The 18506-nt window shown below is 49.6% G+C and carries 14 protein-coding genes; 10 read left to right on the top strand and 4 right to left on the bottom strand.

The annotated features are described in order from the left end of the window. Window positions 1–131: 131 nt before the first annotated feature. The gene (locus tag E1919_RS14220; protein ID WP_162054062.1) at window positions 132–1949 is read left to right on the top strand and encodes an ABC transporter ATP-binding protein; all 1818 of its coding nucleotides are present in this window, start codon (window positions 132–134) and stop codon (window positions 1947–1949) included. A 47-nt stretch (window positions 1950–1996) separates the two neighbouring features. Here E1919_RS14220 and E1919_RS14215 read toward each other — a convergent pair whose 3' ends face one another. After that, the gene (locus E1919_RS14215; protein ID WP_162054061.1) at window positions 1997–3520 is read right to left on the bottom strand and encodes a tetratricopeptide repeat protein; all 1524 of its coding nucleotides are present in this window, start codon (window positions 3518–3520) and stop codon (window positions 1997–1999) included. A gap of 326 nt (window positions 3521–3846) precedes the next feature. On the opposite strand from E1919_RS14215, the gene rnr reads away from it, so the two are divergent. From rnr to E1919_RS14180, 7 genes are all read left to right on the top strand, one after another. Then, complete coding sequence (rnr, locus tag E1919_RS14210) at window positions 3847–6117, top strand: ribonuclease R (RefSeq protein WP_162054060.1); 2271 nt, start codon at window positions 3847–3849, stop codon at window positions 6115–6117. A 10-nt stretch (window positions 6118–6127) separates the two neighbouring features. After that, on the top strand, window positions 6128–7102 hold the full coding sequence (locus E1919_RS14205; RefSeq protein ID WP_162054059.1) for a polyprenyl synthetase family protein: 975 nt from the start codon (window positions 6128–6130) through the stop codon (window positions 7100–7102). Between the two features lie 122 nt (window positions 7103–7224). After that, window positions 7225–7854, top strand: a complete 630-nt coding sequence (locus tag E1919_RS14200; protein ID WP_162054058.1) for a rhomboid family intramembrane serine protease — start codon at window positions 7225–7227, stop codon at window positions 7852–7854. 99 nt (window positions 7855–7953) lie between these two features. Continuing rightward, complete coding sequence (locus tag E1919_RS14195) at window positions 7954–8439, top strand: fasciclin domain-containing protein (protein WP_162054057.1); 486 nt, start codon at window positions 7954–7956, stop codon at window positions 8437–8439. 175 nt (window positions 8440–8614) lie between these two features. Then, window positions 8615–9046, top strand: a complete 432-nt coding sequence (locus E1919_RS14190; RefSeq protein WP_162054056.1) for a hypothetical protein — start codon at window positions 8615–8617, stop codon at window positions 9044–9046. Window positions 9047–9230: 184 nt separating this feature from the next. Continuing rightward, window positions 9231–11009, top strand: a complete 1779-nt coding sequence (locus E1919_RS14185) for an SLC13 family permease (protein ID WP_162054055.1) — start codon at window positions 9231–9233, stop codon at window positions 11007–11009. Between the two features lie 227 nt (window positions 11010–11236). Further along, complete coding sequence (locus E1919_RS14180) at window positions 11237–12016, top strand: DUF2490 domain-containing protein (protein ID WP_162054054.1); 780 nt, start codon at window positions 11237–11239, stop codon at window positions 12014–12016. Between the two features lie 58 nt (window positions 12017–12074). Here the strand turns inward: E1919_RS14180 and E1919_RS14175 are convergent, their stop codons facing one another. Continuing rightward, a complete protein-coding gene (locus E1919_RS14175) occupies window positions 12075–13925 on the bottom strand; it encodes an ABC transporter ATP-binding protein (RefSeq protein WP_162054072.1) in 1851 nt (616 codons plus the stop codon). A 350-nt stretch (window positions 13926–14275) separates the two neighbouring features. On the opposite strand from E1919_RS14175, the gene E1919_RS14170 reads away from it, so the two are divergent. Further along, entirely contained in the window at window positions 14276–14794 is a 519-nt protein-coding gene (locus E1919_RS14170) for a hypothetical protein (protein WP_162054053.1), read from the top strand. A 23-nt stretch (window positions 14795–14817) separates the two neighbouring features. After that, complete coding sequence (locus tag E1919_RS14165; RefSeq protein ID WP_162054052.1) at window positions 14818–15276, top strand: hypothetical protein; 459 nt, start codon at window positions 14818–14820, stop codon at window positions 15274–15276. A gap of 73 nt (window positions 15277–15349) precedes the next feature. Here E1919_RS14165 and E1919_RS14160 read toward each other — a convergent pair whose 3' ends face one another. Then, window positions 15350–16144 (bottom strand): DUF4249 domain-containing protein, encoded by a 795-nt coding sequence (locus E1919_RS14160; RefSeq protein WP_162054051.1) that lies wholly within the window; start codon window positions 16142–16144, stop codon window positions 15350–15352. An 11-nt stretch (window positions 16145–16155) separates the two neighbouring features. Further along, entirely contained in the window at window positions 16156–18486 is a 2331-nt protein-coding gene (locus E1919_RS14155; protein WP_162054050.1) for a TonB-dependent receptor, read from the bottom strand. Window positions 18487–18506 lie beyond the last annotated feature (20 nt).

Genomic DNA, 18506 nt, shown 5'->3' with positions numbered 1-18506 from the left:
GAAGGCTCGACAAAGACCATGAAAAGACCACTAAAAGCGCAGAAGCATGGGTACTATGGCAGAATTGTCAGCTCATTCTTAACCGGATTGACTAAAAATCAGAACGTTACAAATTTAAACATGCTCTTACTTTGGCCACACCCACTCCCATACTTCAAATCATAAATTTAGAAACTGTTTTCTCCACACAGAGTGGCATTGTCAGAGCCGTGGATAAAATATCATTCGAAATATTTCCGGGAGAGACGGTAGCCATAGTAGGAGAGTCAGGCTCGGGGAAGTCTGTAACAGCGTTGTCGGTAATGCGGCTGTTGGATACACCTGGCGGCATAGCAGGAGGGGAGGCTGTTTTTCATTCGAATGAGTTTGGGCAGGTTGATTTGCTACAGCTACCTGAGAAGCAGCTGCAGGGGTTGCGCGGAAAAGAAATCAGTATGATTTTCCAGGAGCCGATGTCGTCGCTGAACCCGGTGTATACCTGTGGAAAGCAAGTGGCAGAGGTGCTGCTGCTGCATACTAAATTAACCAAACAAGAGGCGAGGGAACGCACGATACAGCTTTTTGAGAAGGCAAAGCTGCCACGCCCGGAGCAGATGTATGATGCTTATCCACACGAAATTTCTGGTGGGCAGAAGCAGCGCGTGATGATTGCCATGGCCATGGCCTGCGAGCCCGCCATACTCATTGCCGACGAGCCCACCACCGCCCTCGACGTAACGGTGCAGGCACGCATGCTTCAACTAATTGACGAGCTGCGTGTGAAAGAGAACACGGCTGTGCTGTTCATTACGCACGATTTAAGTGTGGTAGCCGAAATAGCCGACCGCATTCTGGTCATGTATAAAGGCAAACTGGTGGAGCAAGGCAACACATTCGATATTTTCACAAATCCGCAGCACCCATACACCAAAGGCCTTCTGGCCTGCCGCCCGAAGCTATCAGATAAACCACAGTCTGTTTTGCCCACCGTGTCTGACTTTATGGAGGAGGATGCCTTCGGGAACATCATCGAAAAGAAAAAGCACGCACACGAGCCGCCACTAGAGGATGTGGTGAAGAGACATACATTAACGTACCTGGAGCAGCAACAGGCAAACGGGCAGAAGCCACCGCTGTTGCAGGTTAAAGGATTGAAGGTATACTTTCCGGCAAAGAAAAACTTCTTTGGCCGCACCACCGAGTATATAAAAGCAGTGGATGGCGTGAGCTTTGAGGTGCAGCCCGGTGAAACGATTGGTCTGGTTGGAGAGTCGGGCTGCGGCAAGACAACGCTAGGTCGTGCGCTGTTGCGGCTGGTAGAGCCAACGGAGGGGAATATTCTTTTTGAGGGCTACGATATTGCCCAATTTAGCGCGACGGAATTGCGTAAAAGCCGCCGCAACTTTCAGATGATATTTCAGGACCCTTACGCTTCGCTGAACCCGATGCATACAGTAGGAGAGGCAATAATGGAGCCGATGCGTGTGCATAAGCTTTATACCAGTGGCAAAGAGCATCGTGCAAAAGCAATGGAACTGCTTGATAAAGTGGGGCTTTTGCCGGAGCACTTCCAGCGTTATCCACATGAGTTTTCAGGGGGGCAACGGCAGCGCATCAGCATTGCGCGGGCATTGGCACTGCAACCAAAATGCATCATCTGCGACGAGTCGGTGTCTGCTCTGGATGTTTCGGTGCAGGCGCAGGTACTGAATTTGCTCAACAAGCTGAAGCAGGAGTTCGGGATAACCTATATCTTCATCACCCACGACCTCTCCGTAGCAAAGTACATGTCAGACCGTATCCTGGTGATGAGCAAAGGCAGGATTATAGAGAGCGGTGCCCCCGACCAACTGTTCAAAAACCCGCAGCAGGAGTATACCCGAACCCTTCTCAGCGCTATACCCAGGGGCGAGCCGGAAGACATTCTGGCAGCACAGCAGAAGCGGAAAGCTATGAAGGCGCTGGGTTAGAACCGAGGCCCCGGTAGGTTTCAAATACATTCCTGGGGATACACTACTTAATTTACCAGTTGCGCAATCAGTTCTCGTTTCTTTTCTTCGCTTTGTTTTGCTTCCTGAAGTACAGGCGCCATTTCCTTTACAAGGGCAACGTTCACCCTCATCAACAGCAGCATGTTCAGCGATACGCTATCAGGTATTTCCATCTGGTCCAGCATCTTCACATACATGTTGGCCATGTATAGATTTCCTTCTTCAAGATAGTAATCAGCCATAAGGAAGTTAAACATCACCAGTTCGGATATATGAAACATATCGCGGTTCGGGTACACCCCTTTCAGGTTAAACTGGTTGTTGAAAACAGCCGGAACCTCGTCTGCTTTTTCCTGGTCCAGCAGCAGTTCAGCATACATTATTTTGCCGTGCAGGTAATCCGGGAACTGCTCGTGCAACTGGATGATTGTTTCCTCCGCTTTTTCATCTTCACCCAACTGCTGGTACGTCATAGCCAGGTAATTCCAGAAAATCGGGTTCTCCGGCCATTTTTTTATATTCTGCTGCAGCCGCTCTACTGTTTGCTTCAGAACTGATTCTGAGTTGTCTTTAGGCTTTAGCAGGCCTGTGCCGGGTTTATCTGAAGCATAATCTGGTTTCAGAATGTCTAAGGGGTTTGTCTGCTCGGAGGGGACAGATGCTTTTACCGTTGCTATAATTTGAGCGGCTTCACTCAGCTCTTCGTCAGAATAGTTGTTCTGTAAGGGCTCATAGGTAATGGCCATACCCACGTGTTCCAAATCAGAAGTGAGCAGGTCAACGGCCTGGGTTGGCGCGGCAACTGTTTTGTCATACATATAACCAGCCGCTTCTATGAAGTTAATTAACTCCTCCGGCTCCGTTTCATCTATAAACTCCTCCCAATCCCCCTCGTCCCAATCCTCCGGAAAAGCATAATAGTCATCATCCAGGTCATCCTCAAAATCGTCATCCAAAGCCTCTCCTAAACGGCCATCCACCACATCATAATTACCAGGTCCGGCGTGTTTTTCTAACTGGCGCAGGTAATATTCCGCTCTGGGATCACCGGCGGGGTTTATGAGCAGCGCAGGTTTTCCGTTGCGGCCAAACTCCAGCTCAATCAGTTCCACGTCTTCGGTATCTTCTTCCAGTATCATCTGTGTCAGTTGAAACTCAGGGTGAGGAGCAATGCCATACTCCTGTGCATAGGCAATAGCACCGTATATAATGTTGTGGGCCAGCTCGTACGAAATATCTTCCATGTCCACCGGAATGCTTGTAAGAAGATCTTCGAACTTTTCTTCCGTCGTGTTGAAGTAATAGAAAGTGCTTTTGACGCCGGTACAAAACGTATCTACCAGGTAAACGCCTACCGTCACGTGGCCGTTTACGTGCTTTCTGGAGACAAAAATTTCGGCCATGCCATCCTCCTCCCAATGTTCATTTATTACGCATTTATAGATGGGTAAGCTTCTGGCGCGGCCGCTGGAGAGGTATTTTTCGTCGTTAAGAGTTGCCGGTGCATTTTTACCTTTTGCAGGCGCACCCTTCTTCTTTTTCTTTGCCATTGCGTGAAAGGTTTTGGCGGTACCGTTATATACTATGCTGTTTCCTCCATCTACGTTTCTACGGGCTTGTTTGATAACATGTAATTCAAACTCTGTCTGTAAAACATAACTATTTTCTCTGCTGCTACTACACGAAGCCTGACGCAAGGCGGTTAATTACTTATCTATAGCTTATATATGAAGTATTATATATAAATTCACCATAAAATTTCCCATCACCTTAGCCATACAACCACATCCGGCGTATAGGAAATAAACTATTTAAGTAAAAGATTGTAAATAGAAGCGGCGGCTGTTTTGTGGCTGCCAGATGCATAAAGAGATACATGAGAAGTAAAGACAGTAACAAAGGCGGCAAAGACAACGACAGCCGCAACGAACGCAACAGCCCCAGAGGACGGGGCGATTCATCATCAAGAGGCAAATCATCTAAAGGGGGAGGCTCCTCCTCCAGGCGCGGCGGATCTTCCTCCGGCCGCAAAGATACCCCTAAGTCAGCCAAAGCACGGGTGCTGGAAGCTTTCTCCGACAGCCCGGATACCGTATTTACGCAGCGCCAGCTGTGCCGCCGCCTGGGGATAACAGACAAAAAAGGCCGTGAGCAGGTAAACAGCCTGTTGCAGACCCTGGTGAAGGAAAATAAATTGCTGCCGATTGACGACGAAAAGTTCATGTTGAACCTGAAGGTGGATATCATCACTGGTCGCGTTGATCTCGCAAACAGCAAGTACGCCTATATCGTGTCGGAAGGGCGCGAAGAGGACGTGCGCGTGTTCCGGGAACACCTGAAGTATGCGATGGACGGTGACACGGTAAAAGTAGAAGTATCGCCAACCGTGCACGGCGGACGCCAGGAGGGTGTGGTTATTGAAGTGCTGGAGCGATCCCGCACAGAACTGGTGGGGATTATGGAGTTGTCGAAGAACTTTGGCTTTGTGGTGCCCGACTTTAAGAAGCTGTACTTTGATGTGTTTGTGGGAGAGCGTGGACTGAACGGTGCGCAATCCGGCGACAAAGTGCTGGTGAAGATTGTGGAGTGGCCGAAGAGCCCCGGTAAGAACCCAACCGGGGAAGTAACCCGTGTGTTTGGCCCGGCTGGTGAACATGAGGCCGAGATACACTCTATCATGGCGGAGTTTGGTTTACCGTTTGAGTTTGATGAAGCGGTGGAGGAAGAGGCGGAAAGCATCTCTGATAAGATAACGAAGGCTGAAATAGCCAAGCGCCGCGACTTCCGCGACGTCACGACCTTCACCATTGACCCGGCTGATGCGAAAGACTTTGATGATGCCCTGTCGATACAGAAACTGGAGAACGGGCATTACGAGATTGGGATACATATTGCCGACGTAACGCATTACGTGCAGCCAAAGACTACACTCGAGAAAGAAGCTTTTCGCAGAGCGACCTCGGTTTACCTCGTAGACAGAACCATACCAATGCTGCCGGAGCGCCTTTCCAACGGCCTCTGCTCTTTAAGGCCGGAAGAGGAGAAGCTAACTTTTTCAGCGGTGTTTGAGCTGGACGAGAACGGCAAACTATACGATTCGTGGTTTGGTCGCACCGTCATCTACTCCGACCGCCGCTTTGCTTACGAGGATGCACAGGAGCGTATTGAGTCCGGCGAAGGTGACTTTGCAGAAGAAATAAACATACTAAACGGTATCGCCAAAAAGCTCAAAGACAAACGCTTTAAGAACGGCGCCATCAGCTTTGAGACAACAGAAGTAAAGTTTAAGCTGGATGAGAACGGAAAGCCGCTTTATGTGTATGTGAAAGAGCGTAAAGACGCTCATAAGATGATAGAAGAGTTTATGCTGCTGGCCAACAAGAAAGTGGCCGAGTATGTCTATAATTTGGGCAAAGGCAAGCGCCGTCCGACTATGGTATACCGTACCCACGGCTCTCCGGACCCTGACAAACTGAGCACTTTCTCGCTGTTTGCCCGCAAGTTCGGCTACAAAGTAGACCCGGATGGTGATATATCAGAAGAACTGAACAACCTTACAGAAGAGATAGAAGGTAAGCCGGAGCAGAGCGTACTGCAGAACCTGGCTATCCGGACCATGGCAAAGGCTAAGTACAGCACGGAGCCGGAAGGCCACTTCGGCCTGGCATTTGACCACTACTCGCACTTCACATCGCCCATACGCCGTTACCCGGATATGATGGCGCACCGCCTCCTGCAGCATTACCTCGACGGAGGCAAGTCAGAGGAGAAGGATGAATACGAAGAGCGTTGCCGCCACTCCTCTGAGATGGAGAAACGTGCCGCAGATGCGGAGCGTGCCTCTATTAAATACAAGCAGGTAGAGTTTATGAAAGACACTATTGGCAATCAATACAAAGGGATTGTGTCTGGTGTCACAGAATGGGGTATATTTGTGGAGATCGAGGAAAACAAGTGCGAAGGTATGGTTCGTTTGTCTGACCTTAACGACGACTACTACGAACTGGACGCGAACAACTACCGCATCATCGGCCGCCAGAACAAACGCATTATTTCGTTTGGTGATGAGGTGATGGTAGAGGTGAAAAGCGCCAACCTTGCCGACCGTACCATTGATCTGACGTTAATCGAAACCCTGAAAAAATAGTAAGTATCCTGTGGATATCAGCACCCTTTCTGAAAAGATAAATCACACATTGTCCACGCTCCGATATGGCGAGCACCCGGTTGAGCTGTATGAGCCCATCCGGTACATCATGGCCTTGAGCGGGAAGCGCATACGGCCTTTGCTGGTACTTTTGGCAGCAAAAATGTATGACGACGATGTGGACAAGGCGGTTTTGCCGGCGGTGGCGGTAGAGGTTTTCCACAACTTCACGCTCATGCACGACGACATTATGGACAAGGCACCGCTGCGCCGTGGTGAGCAAACCGTGCACGAAAAATGGGACGCCAATACGGCTATTCTCAGTGGCGATGTGATGGTGGTGCGGGCATACCAGTTGTTGCTGGGTGTGGAGCAGGACAAGCTGGCGCAGGTGCTGGAGCTGTTCAGCGAAACAGCTGCCCAGGTGTGCGAGGGCCAGCAACTGGACATGAACTTTGAGCAGCGCGAGCAGGTAAGCATACAGGAGTATATCCGCATGATTACGCTGAAGACTGCCGTGCTCCTGGGCTTTAGCCTGGAGCTTGGGGCAATCCTTCAGAACGCGCCGCTTTCCGATGCGGAGCACCTGAAGGCTTTCGGAGATAATGTGGGCATTGCCTTCCAGCTGCGCGATGATTTGCTGGACGTATATGGTGATAAAGCCAAGTTCGGGAAGCAGGTAGGTGGCGACATCCTATCGGACAAGAAAACCTTCCTGATGCTGACGGCGCTGGAGCAGGCTAACGAACAGCAGCGGCAGACCATCATCAGCTGGCGTGACAAAACGGATGACAGTATAGCCGAAGAAAAAGTAGAAGCCATCACAGCGGTCTACAACCAACTCAACATCCGGCACCAGACAGAACAGCAGATTGACCGCTACTTTCAAAAGGCCCTTCACCATTTAGATGCCATTCAGTTACCCGAAGAGCGTAAAGCCACCATCCGTGGCCTGGCCCTGCAGCTGATGGAGCGGGATAGTTGATGGCTGATTGCTAAATTGCTAAATTGTTTTTGGCAAAGGAAGAAAGACAGAAGGGATTGCTTTATTATACCCTCGGAAGTCTTTCTTCCTTTGTCTTTTATCTGATTCAAATTTTTCATCCTATGGATTTAAGCGTCACCCTTATACTCATTATCATCACGGTCGGTACCTCGTTTTATGCCTGGAAAAACGAAAATGTGATGCATTCCTGGATCTTTCAGCCCTATGCGGTGCAGCGCGACAATTCCTGGTATCGTTTCGTAACCTCTGGGTTTATACATGCTGATCTCACGCACCTGTTCTTTAACATGTTCACCTTTTTCTTCTTTGGGGGAGCAGTGGAACAGACACTCAGCATTATTTTCGGACCAGTAACAGGCATTCTGTTATACCTGCTTATTTATATCGGAGGTATCATTGTATCGGATATTTCTACTTATTTCAAACATCGCAACAACCCGGCCTATCGGGCTTTAGGTGCATCAGGTGGGGTAGCAGCTGTGGTTTTTTCCAGCATCCTGTTTTATCCTACTAATGATATATGCCTCTACGGGCTGCTTTGTATTCCAGGGTTTATCCTGGGTATATTATATGTGATGTACTCTTACTACTCTGGCAGGCGAATGGAAGGCAACATTAACCACGATGCGCACCTGTATGGCGCTGTTTATGGCTTTGTGCTTAGTATTGCGCTGGTGCCGCAGGCATTGCCAAACTTCTTCTCTGAGATCAGTAACTGGAGCCTGTTTTAAAGCGGGTTAAATTGCACTTCTATTGCGATGTCTTGTGTGAGTTTTTCCTGGCTGTCGTAGTGATTGTTACGTATACTACTAAGTATGCTGCTTAACATCATGAAGCTATTGTATCAGAAGTTATATGTTAGTATTGCTATAATTGCACTGTTGCTGGTTTGCCTCCAGCCTGTACAGGCGCAGGAAATGGCATTAGTTCCGAAGGAGCGGATGACCCTGATGCAATACGTGATGCAGGAAAGGCCGGTGCTGGCAAACCTTATAACAAAAGCAGGTTTAACACCTATACTCTCTGATAAGGAACTTTATACAGTGCTGGCTCCGCCGGAGGCGGAACTTACTGCATTGCAACAATTAGCCCCCGCACGACTGAGAGCCGTTATTTCCAATCATATTTTAAAAGGCGCTTACCTTGAAAAGGATCTGAAAGATGGATCTACCGTAGAGACACTGGCCCGGACAAAGCTTAACATTTTCCGCAAAAAGGACCACACGCTGGTAAATGGCGCACGTATCGAAACGAAGAACATACAGGTTAGCAATGGGGTGCTGCACGGCCTTTCGAGCAAGCTAACACTAGAGTAAATCTTGTTCACTATATATTTTAGTGCAAAATACGCCATGCTGTTAAGGTGTATTGTTAACCTGCTCCCAGTGCTGTATAAGTGCTTCTTTACTTTATAATCCTCTTAATATTTAACATTTACTGTACATTGTTAAATGCAGCAGCGGTGAAAGCACGTAGAATGTACTAGATATTATGTTTAGTACCAACCAACATACCGCTCCAAATGAGTCCAAAATAGTAGTGGCCCAAAACCAGTGCTATGAACTGCTTTACGATAGTGTGAAGAATAGAATTTATTTTATCATCAAGGGTTTCTGGAAAAACAAAGAGGCTGTTCCGCATTATTTGGACGATATACAGAAAGCGCTGAAGTTGGCAAAGCCTGGCTTTAATTTGCTCTCAGACCTGCGCACCATGATTACGCACCCGCAGCGGCTGTGTAGGCTGCATATAGAGGCGCAAACGCTTCTAAGGAAAGCCGGCCTTGTCCGGGTTGCCAGCGTTGAACCGGTCGATCGCATTGCCACTTTACAACTCAAGGAAATCATGAGTGAAAGCCAGTTGCCGTTGAGGTGCTTTACATCATGTAAGGAGGCTGAGGCTTGGCTGAGCAATGAAAAGTAAACTTATTTCTGTTTAACTATCATATAATCAGTAAAATATATAGCTTTTTCTCCCTTTGTCCGTATGCAGGCATATAAATTACATCTGTACAGTTAATTTTGCCTGCTGCTGATCCTGCCAGAATACATTCCGGACGATCACAAAAGCAAAAAATGCAGGCACCTAAAGTTTTGCTAACGGGCCTATGACATTTGAGATTGCCATAGTATTAGGAATAATTGCGCTGGCGGTCGTTCTGTTCGTATCCGACAAACTCTCTATGGATACAGTGGCCATTATGATAATGGCCTTATTTATGGTGGCTGGTGTCCTGACTCCTGCAGAGGGCCTGGCAGGATTCAGCAATCCGGCTACTATCACGATAGCGTCTATGTTTGTCATTAGTTCTGCTATTTTCAAGTCCGGTGCATTAAATAGTATTGGCTTAGTCCTGACGCGGATTGGGCGTAAAAATTACCTCCTCTGCCTGCTCTCGCTCATGCTTATTTCTGGAGCACTTTCTGCTTTTATAAACGACACTGCTGTAGTGGCACTCCTGATGCCTGTCGTCATACAGGTTAGCCAGGATATAGATGTCAGCCCCTCTAAGCTGCTTATTCCCCTTTCTTTTGGTGCGTTGCTGGGTGGTGTTTGCACCCTTATCGGAACATCTACTAATATACTGGTCAGTGGCATCGCGCAGGCGCAGGGCCAGGAGCCGCTGCAGATGTTTGAGTTTACGCCGGCAGGCATTTTGTTTCTGCTGGTAGGTGTTGCATACATGTTTTTTGTTGGCAGGCACCTGCTGCCCAGCCGCAAGCATTCTAAAGACCTGTCGGAGGAGTTTAATCTGGGGGAGTATGTGACGGAGGTGGTACTGCTTCCTGATTCCCCGTCGGTGGGGGAGCCGCTGAAAAAGCTGGGCCTGGTCCAGAACCTGGATATGAAAGTAATGCAGGTGACGCGCCAGGAATCTAAACTCCACGCCACACCTTCGCTGATTCTGCAGGCAAATGATGTGCTGAAGATACGCTGTGGAGTAGAAAAGCTTAAAATGCTGAAGGAAGAAAAAGGCATCAAGCTGAAATCGGAGCGGAAATTCTTGGACGAAGAACTGCGTACCAGCGACAGCAAGTTGTACGAGGCCATCGTTACCCCAAACTCCTACATGGAAGGAAAGTCGCTGAAAGAACTCAACTTCCGATCGTACAATCATGGTGCTGCCGTACTGGCTATCCGCCATCGCGACGAAATCGTAAATGAGAAGCCCACACACGTAAAGCTTTCAGCCGGAGACGTACTGCTGATTTCCGCTAATGCGCACCAGGCAAACAAACTTCGGGAAAACGAGGACTTGCTGATTATTTCTCAAACAGAGCGTAGCCACTTTAACTACAGCAAAATTATCCCGGTCATGATCATCAGCGTAGGCGTGGTGATGGCCGCCGCCACAGGTTTAGTGCCCATTGTACTAAGCGCCGTAGTGGGTGTTGTGTTGCTCATCCTCTTTCGCTGTATCCGGATGGACGAAGTCTACAAAGCAATCGACTGGAAAGTAATTTTTATGCTGGCGGGCGTACTTTCAATGGGGGCAGCCCTTGAGAAAACAGGAGCTGCCAGGCTCCTGGCCGATTACCTGATTTATGGCCTGGGAGACTATGGGCCCCATGCGCTGCTGTCAGTGTTCTTCTTTATCACCTTCATGACAACGAACTTTATGTCGAACAATGCTACGGCGGCACTGTTAGCACCCATTGCCATTGTTACGGCACTGGAATTAGGTGTAAACGTGCGGCCGTTTCTGATGGCTGTTGCCTATGGAGCCTCCCTCAGCTTTATGACGCCAGTTGGCTACCAGACGAACACCATGATCTACAGCCCCGGCAACTACCGTTTCACCGATTATCTGAAGGTGGGCACTCCCCTTAACCTACTCCTCTGGTTGCTCGCCTCCCTCATACTTCCGTACTTCTTCCCTTTCTAGCCTCAGGTTCTGTGAGGGATGTTCCACGTGGAGAAGAAGTTAACCAAGCGGTACTTACTTTCGATGATGTAAAGGGTATTCTAGACAAGTGAAAGTGTTTGCACATGGCCCCTTAGAAACCGGCTTGCAGCCTTTATCAGAAAAAAGGTGCATTTAAGGAAGCTCCTACGTTTTCTACTTAGCTGCTTGTAAGAAATACAGCGTACATTTGTTGAATTTAAAGTAGTATGAGCGCTTATAAGGTATACCTGGTTCTTCTCTCTTTTATTGCCGCACCCTCTCTATATGCCCAAAGCACGGGCAAGCAGGTAACACAGCAGCAGTTAGTCTGGTACGCCTATAACAATACGCTGGAGTTTAGCCCGAAATGGCTGTTGATTACGGAGGTGCATGAGAGGCGGTACATGAACCCCGATGCGCAGCACCAATTTGTGACGCGCAGCCACCTGAACTATGCACTAGGCAAAGGCTGGAATGCTTCGGCAGGATTCACCTATTTCCTGCAAAGCCCGCAAGATCCCCACGCAGCAAACAAGCTAGTGGTGCCTGAACTGCGACCGCACATTCAATTTGATTACAAACAGTCCTTTAGTAAACTGCTTATAGGGCATCGTTATAGAATTGAAAAGAGGTTCTTCAGGAACATAGAGGATGGGGAACTGGCGGAAGGGTATAATACCAACTACCGCTTCAGGTACCGCCTTGGGTTAGAGTATCAGTTGGCCACTATTCATGGGCTGCCGCTAAAACTAAAGCTAAACGACGAGATCCATATCAATGCCGGAGAAAGAATCAACTATAACAGGTTTGACCAGAACAGGATTTATGTGGGCCTCAACTATGCAATACATAAAAATGTGGCCTTCGAAGCAGGTTACCTGAAATGGTACCAGCAACGGGCATCCGGAAACCAATACTTCAGCCGGGATATCATCAGCTTTAGCGTATATCACAAAATTGACCTCAAAAAGAAGCAGAGTACTGTTCCGGAAGATGTAAAACAGTAGCATAACTGTCTTTACCCAAAACAACTCCTTAACCCTCTAACTCATCTAACTCTCTAACTTAAAGGTATCCCTTCGCCTGCAACAGGAACAGCTCTGCATACTTGCCATTTTTGGCCAGCAGTTCCTCATGTGAGCCCAACTCCTTCAGTTGACCCTGCTCCAGGAACAGGATGCGGTCGGCCATGCGGACGGTGGAGAAGCGGTGGGAGATAAGGACAGCGGTGCGGCCTTCTATCAGCTCCGAGAAACGCAGGAAAACCTCATTTTCGGCACGGGCATCCAGCGCAGAGGTAGGTTCATCCAGTATCAGCAGCTGCGCGTCGCGCATGTAGGCGCGGGCCAAAGCCACTTTCTGCCACTCGCCCCCCGACAGTTCTACTCCCTTGTTAAAACGCTTACCCAGCACCTGCTCATACTTGTCCGGTAGGCGCTGAATCACGAGGTCGGCCAGGCTTTTCTGAGCAGAGCCCTGTATCCGCTCTTTATCCAGAATGTTGCTGATTTGGCCGATGGCAATATTATCAGAGGCTGTCATCTGGAAGCGCACATAATCCTGAAAAATGATGCCCACCTGGTGCCGCAGGTCATTCAGGTCGTATTCGCGGAGGTCTACACCATCTAAAAGAATCCGTCCTTCAGAAGGCTCGTACAGCCTTGCCAGCAACTTGACAAGCGTTGTTTTGCCTGCCCCGTTTTCGCCTACCAGCGCCAGCTTTTCTCCTGCATTCAAGTGAAAGGAAAGATACCTTACAGCCCAGCGCTCGCTGTTGTGGTACTTAAAGCCGACGTTCTCAAATGTAAAACCCTTTTGAATGGGCCGTGGCAAAGGCAGCGGGTTAGCGGGCGGTGTAATTTGCGGTCTCAGCTCCAGGAAGTCAAACAGGTCCTGCAGGTACAAGGCACTTTCTGCAATCTGGGAAAAGCGCGTCATGATACCCTGCAGCAAACTGCGCATGCTGCTGAAGGAGCCAGCTAGAAACGTAAGGCTACCGACCGTAATCACGCCCATCACTGTTTCGAAAAGGATGAAAACATAGGCGCCGTAGTAGGCGAGGGTGCCGATGGCGGAAAGGGCACTGCCCCAGACTGCCCGCTTCACGGTGATGCTTTTGTTGAGGGTATAGTATTTATCAGACAATTCCCGAAATCGCCCTGCCAGGAAGCCGGAGAGATTAAAGGTCTTGATTTCTTTGGCTGTTTCGTCGGAGGCTCCGATGTAGCGCAGGTAGTCCAGTTCACGGCGCTCGGGCGTCCAGGAGCGGGAGAGGGAGTAGGAGCGTTCGTTAAAATGACTTTCTCCTAAAAAGGAAGGTACCACCGCAATCAGCAGAATCAGGAGGAGCCAGGGGTTGAAGGCAATCAGACCAGCCGCCAGAAAGGCAATCGTCACGATATCCTGCAACTGCGACAGCACCTGCGACATCAGCACCACCCGCGATACTGTTTGCCGCCGAGCCCGCTCCAGCTTGTCGTAAAACGTGGCATCCTCGAACTGCGCCAGGTCCAGTGTGGCGGCGTGCTCTATCAGCGCCACCGAGGTGCGGTTAGAGAACAGGTCGCCCAGGAGGCTGTCCATCAGCGTAATGCCCCGGTTTATTAAGTCAGATGCTACGGCCAGCCCCAGTTCCAGTGCCACCAGCAGCCACAGGTAACTCAGGTCACGCTCTCCCGCCACGTCAATCAGCCGTATCACTTCGTCAATAATCAGCTTGCCCACATACAGCATCGTGATAGGCAGCGCAGATTTAACCAGTCGCAGCAGCATGTTGGTGATGGTCATGCGCTTGCTCGTGTTCCATATCAGCTGGAAAAACTTAGGCAGGTTCTTGAGTGCGCCCAGTTGCTCCCGAAAGCTTTTCTTCTCAGTATCGGTTTTGTCGGCAGCAGCTCTTGTTCCTTTCGTTGTCATGCTCATATGTTCTCTCTTGATGCCTTCGCAGCCTCCATTATTCCTATACAGGCATCAGCCAGTTATGTTTGGCAGCTAGTGCCGGTAAGGTATAAAATTAAAGATCTTTAGCAGAGCGTTTTCATCTTGTGATAACCCAAATCCTACTATATTTAGCAGTGTAAATAGCTTGTTGTTAAGCAGCTCAAAGAACGTAGATGCTTGAAACGCGGCACTTTTGGCAAGCAGGTTTGTAGTGAGTGCTCCTGCAGAGGTATAGCTTCCTAAAGGGAGGTACTTTTGCAACAGTGGAGGGAAGCAAGCTGATGTCCGCTTTTGCCAGCTCGGGGAAAGTCCGAAAATAGATGCTTATGAAAAAACACCTTCTCACTCTGTTGCTTTGCTGCGGCCTGTGCCATGTGCTGCTGGCACAGCAAATTACCGCACCTCAAGCAGATGTAGCAAGCATTGAAGCCATCACGGCGGCTGGTTTAAAGATTATCTCCGGCCCGAAAGGGCAGCAGCGGGATATGGAGGCGTTTAAGGCCTTGTTCCTGCCAGGTGCGCAAATGGGTGGTGTGTTCTACAAAGGTGACAGCAGCTTTGTGCGCCTCACTACGGTAGAAAATTTTGCAGAGCGCAATGGGCCGGCCTACGCAAATCTCGGCTTTTACGAAAACCAGCTGGCGCTGCGCATCAAGCGCTTCGGGAATCTGGCAACTGCCTTTCAGACTTACGAAACCCGCACCGGCAGTCCAACAGGCAAGGTAGAAGACCGCGGTGTGAATACGTACCAGCTGGTGTACGACCAGGGGCGCTGGTGGATTGCCAGCCTACTCTTTACACCGGAGACAGAGAAAGCTCCTCTCCCTGAAAAATATCTGAAATAGCCTTTTTACAGTATGGTATCTTTATGACGAGATACCTGCTGTACTTCCTGACTGGCTTTGCCGTTGCCACGGTCATTCTTTTCTTTAGAGGCTATGCATCCGTGCCTCATTCTACTGTCTCTAACGCTGCTTTGGTGGGCGCCATGGCCTTGTTTGGAATAGCTTCCTGGCTAACGCTTTTTAAAGTTAAGATAGGAACATTGCTGGCGCTACTTAGCCTGTTAGCGGCAATACCCTGGGTGATAAACGCATGGATGAGTATAACAGCTTCGGAGGCCGCTTTTACTCAGATTATATCAATCGTGCACGCCGTACTATCAGTGCTGGTGCTGATTTCTTTGATTGTTAGCCTGCGGTATACCTTCCGCAGGGGCTCCTGGAGGTCGGGCACAACAGCTCCCGGGATAGTTCTGAAGATACTGCTTACGCTGATACCGCTTGCTGTGCTGGTTGCCTGGTTTATAGTGGAGCCGAAACTGTAAGCCTTCTATTCCAGTCCTAAAAGCAGAAGCCCCGACAAATGCCAGGGCTTCTGCTTTTTTATCTATGTACTGTTTACTTCGCCTCAGCCTCTATCGCTGATACAGCCGAAGCACCGAAGAAGCCGATAGCTCCGTTGCTGATATTGCTGGGCGCGTTGCCTGGTGTGACGTCAAAAGGCCCACCTCCCTCATTCTGCTGATTTACCAGTGCTATCCAGAACTTATAGGCTGGCTTATCCAGTGAAAACAACTCTATCTTCAGTCTGTCGCCTTCCTCTAGACCGAACTGCATGTCCACGTCGCCGGTTTCACCGTCGTAGAGCTCATCGTTGATTACGGCTAGCTCATCAGGCTTTACCACGCCATTCACAGTAACGTTAAAGCGGTAATTGTTGCCTTTACCGGCAGGGTCAGAGAAGCGCAGGATAGGGTGAAAGCCTTCGTTTTCCTCATTGGGAGAAGTTTTATACTCAAACTTAAGAGATTCAATCGGCGACACGGTGGGCATATAGCTTTGGGCGGTATACTCCCTGCCGTTCACTACCGCTTTTAAATAATAAGTATTTCCCGGCTGGCCCTGAAGTTTAGTGGTTTGGTAGATGCCGTCGCTTACCTGCTGCAGCGTATCTACAGTGCCCTGGTTATCAGAAACAATTACAAGTGCACCGTTCACGCCCGGCGTGCGGCCCTCGTCGAGGTAGCCTTTGGTGTTGGAGAGGCGCACGGAGTAAGGCCCCGGCTGGTTTGTGATCAGGCCTTCCACTACTAGTTTGGTTTCGGCTGTATCTAGTTCATAATCTATCACTTCCTCGCAGCTGCTGAAGGCAAACGAGAGCAGGCTCAGACTTATCAGGATATATTTTTTCATAGTGTAAGCGCTTAGAAGTTGAAGTTGTAGGAGAGTGACGGGATGATTCCGAACAGGTATGTCTTCACGGCCTCTGTTTTAGTTTTGTCGTCTTCGTTCTCGCGGAAATAAATAGAAAAAGCGTTTTTACGGTTATAAGCATTGTAAAGGGAGAGGGTCCAGCTGCCGCTATACTTCTTGAACTCGTTCTTCGGCTTCTCATAGGTGGCGGACAAATCCAGGCGGTGATAGTTTGGCAGGCGATACCCGTTGCGCTCAGAATATACCGGGTAGGTTTTGCCGTTGTACTCGTAGCGGCCTACCGGCATGGTAATGGCGCCACCCGTGGCATAGGTCCAGTTGGCACCGAAGTTAATGCTCGGGCTAAACTGGTAGGCTAGCACGATGTTACCGGAATGGCGGCGGTCGTAACGCAGCGGGTAAGGGTTATCGTTGTTTATGCCCGGCACGGTGCGCTCTGTTTTAGATAGGGTATAGCTCAGCCAGCCGGTCAGCAGCCCTTTCTGCTTGCGCAGGTAAAACTCTGCTCCATAGGCCTCGCCTGTGCCCCGCAGCAGCTGCGTTTCCAGGCGCTCGTTCAGGAAAATCTCCGCGTAGTCTTTATAATCTATCTGGTTGTCCATCCACTTATAATATACCTCTACTGATGCCTCATAGGTGTTATCAGCAAAGTTTCGGAAGTAACCGGCGGCTACCTGGTCCGCTAGCTGTGGCTTTACATAGGTGCTGCTCGGTATCCACACGTCGAAAGGCATAGACGAGGTGGTGTTAGACACCAAATGTAGATACTGCAATGTGCGGTTATAAGAAGCTTTGATGGAGCTCCTATCATTTAAATCATACTTTGCTGAGAGGCGAGGCTCCAGCCCACCGTAGCTTTTGATTTTCTCAAAGCGGCCGTATGCTACGGTGTCAATGGGTGTTTCGAAAGCTTCGTCGTACTTGTATACTTTACCCGGTCCTACATTGGTGAAACTGGAGAGGCGCAGCCCGTAATCCACCGTCAGGCGGTCTGTCAACTGGTGCTCGTTGCTCAGGTATACTGCGGCCTCCAGGGCGCTGGTGGAGTTAAGCTTCAGGTTTGTCACGTAAGATTCCGGCCCCGGCACCACCTCTGCCGGCATAAAATTGTGGTAAGTGGCCTGCACCCCAAAGCGCAGCTGGTTTTTCGGGTTCAGGAAATAGGTATAATCATTCTTGATGCCGTAGTCAATGATGTGCGACTTCCATGTGAACTCCGAAGCCTTTTCCTTAGAGCCTAAAGCATAGTCAAAGTCTGAGAAGATAAAGGTGGTGTTAGAGAAGAGCCTGTCTGAGAAGAGGTGGTTCCAGCGCACTGTAGCCGTGGCATTGCCCCAATTCATCTTAAAGTCGTTGGTAGCAGCCATGTCGCGGCCAAAATAACCGGAAACAAACAGCCTGTTCTTCTCATCCAGTGTATAATTCAGCTTGGTGTTGAGGTCGTAGAAGTAAAGCTTGTTGTCTTTGATGTTCTCATCACTGCTCAGGCCAAAGAACATATCCGCATAGGTGCGGCGACCGGAGAGAATAAAAGAGCTCTTATCCTCTACAATCGGCGCTTCCACCGTCAGGCGGCTGGAGATGGTACCGATACCACCTGACACGGCCAATTTCTTATTGTTGCCCTCCTTCATGCGGATATCCAGCAGAGAGGAGAGGCGACCACCGTGCTGCGCCGGGATGCCGCCTTTGTAGAGTTGTACATCCTTGATGGCATCGGCATTAAAAACAGAAAAGAAGCCCATCAGGTGGGAGGCGTTATATACCGGTGCCTCATCCAGCAAAATCAGGTTTTGGTCTACGCCGCCACCGCGCACGTAGAAGCCGGAGGTTCCCTCGCCGGCTGTCTGCACGCCCGGCGTCATCTGTATCGCCTTCACAATATCCACCTCCCCCAGGAGCGCAGGCATGCTTTTGATATCGGCTACCTGCATTTTGAGCGTGCTCATTTCCATGGAGCGCACATTCTCATCTTCTTTCCGGGTGGTAATCTCCACTTCTTTCAGAGCAGTGGCATTCTGAGCTAGTTCTACATCAAGCTTCTGGCTTGCGGTGAGCTGTAGCGGTTTTGAAAGCGTAATGTAGCCGAGGTAGGTGTAGAGCAGCGTGTAGTTGCCCTTTGGTAAGGTGAGCGAGTAGAAGCCGTACTCATTTGTTCCTACGCCTACACCGGGTAGTTCCTGTACGCTAACGGAGGCGCCGATAAGGCCCTCACCGGAGGATTTGTCTTTAACGTAACCGCTTAAGGTCACCTTCTCCTGGGCCAAGGCTGGCAGTGCGAAAAGGCACAGCAGCAACAGTGAGCTCAGAAGCTTTTGCATTTTCAAAATCATAGTTTTAT

The organism is Pontibacter pamirensis (genome assembly GCF_010015475.1).
Taxonomy (GTDB): domain Bacteria; phylum Bacteroidota; class Bacteroidia; order Cytophagales; family Hymenobacteraceae; genus Pontibacter; species Pontibacter pamirensis.
The sequence above is the reverse complement of the archived record's forward strand: the minus strand, read 5'-3'. Positions and strand labels throughout refer to the sequence as shown.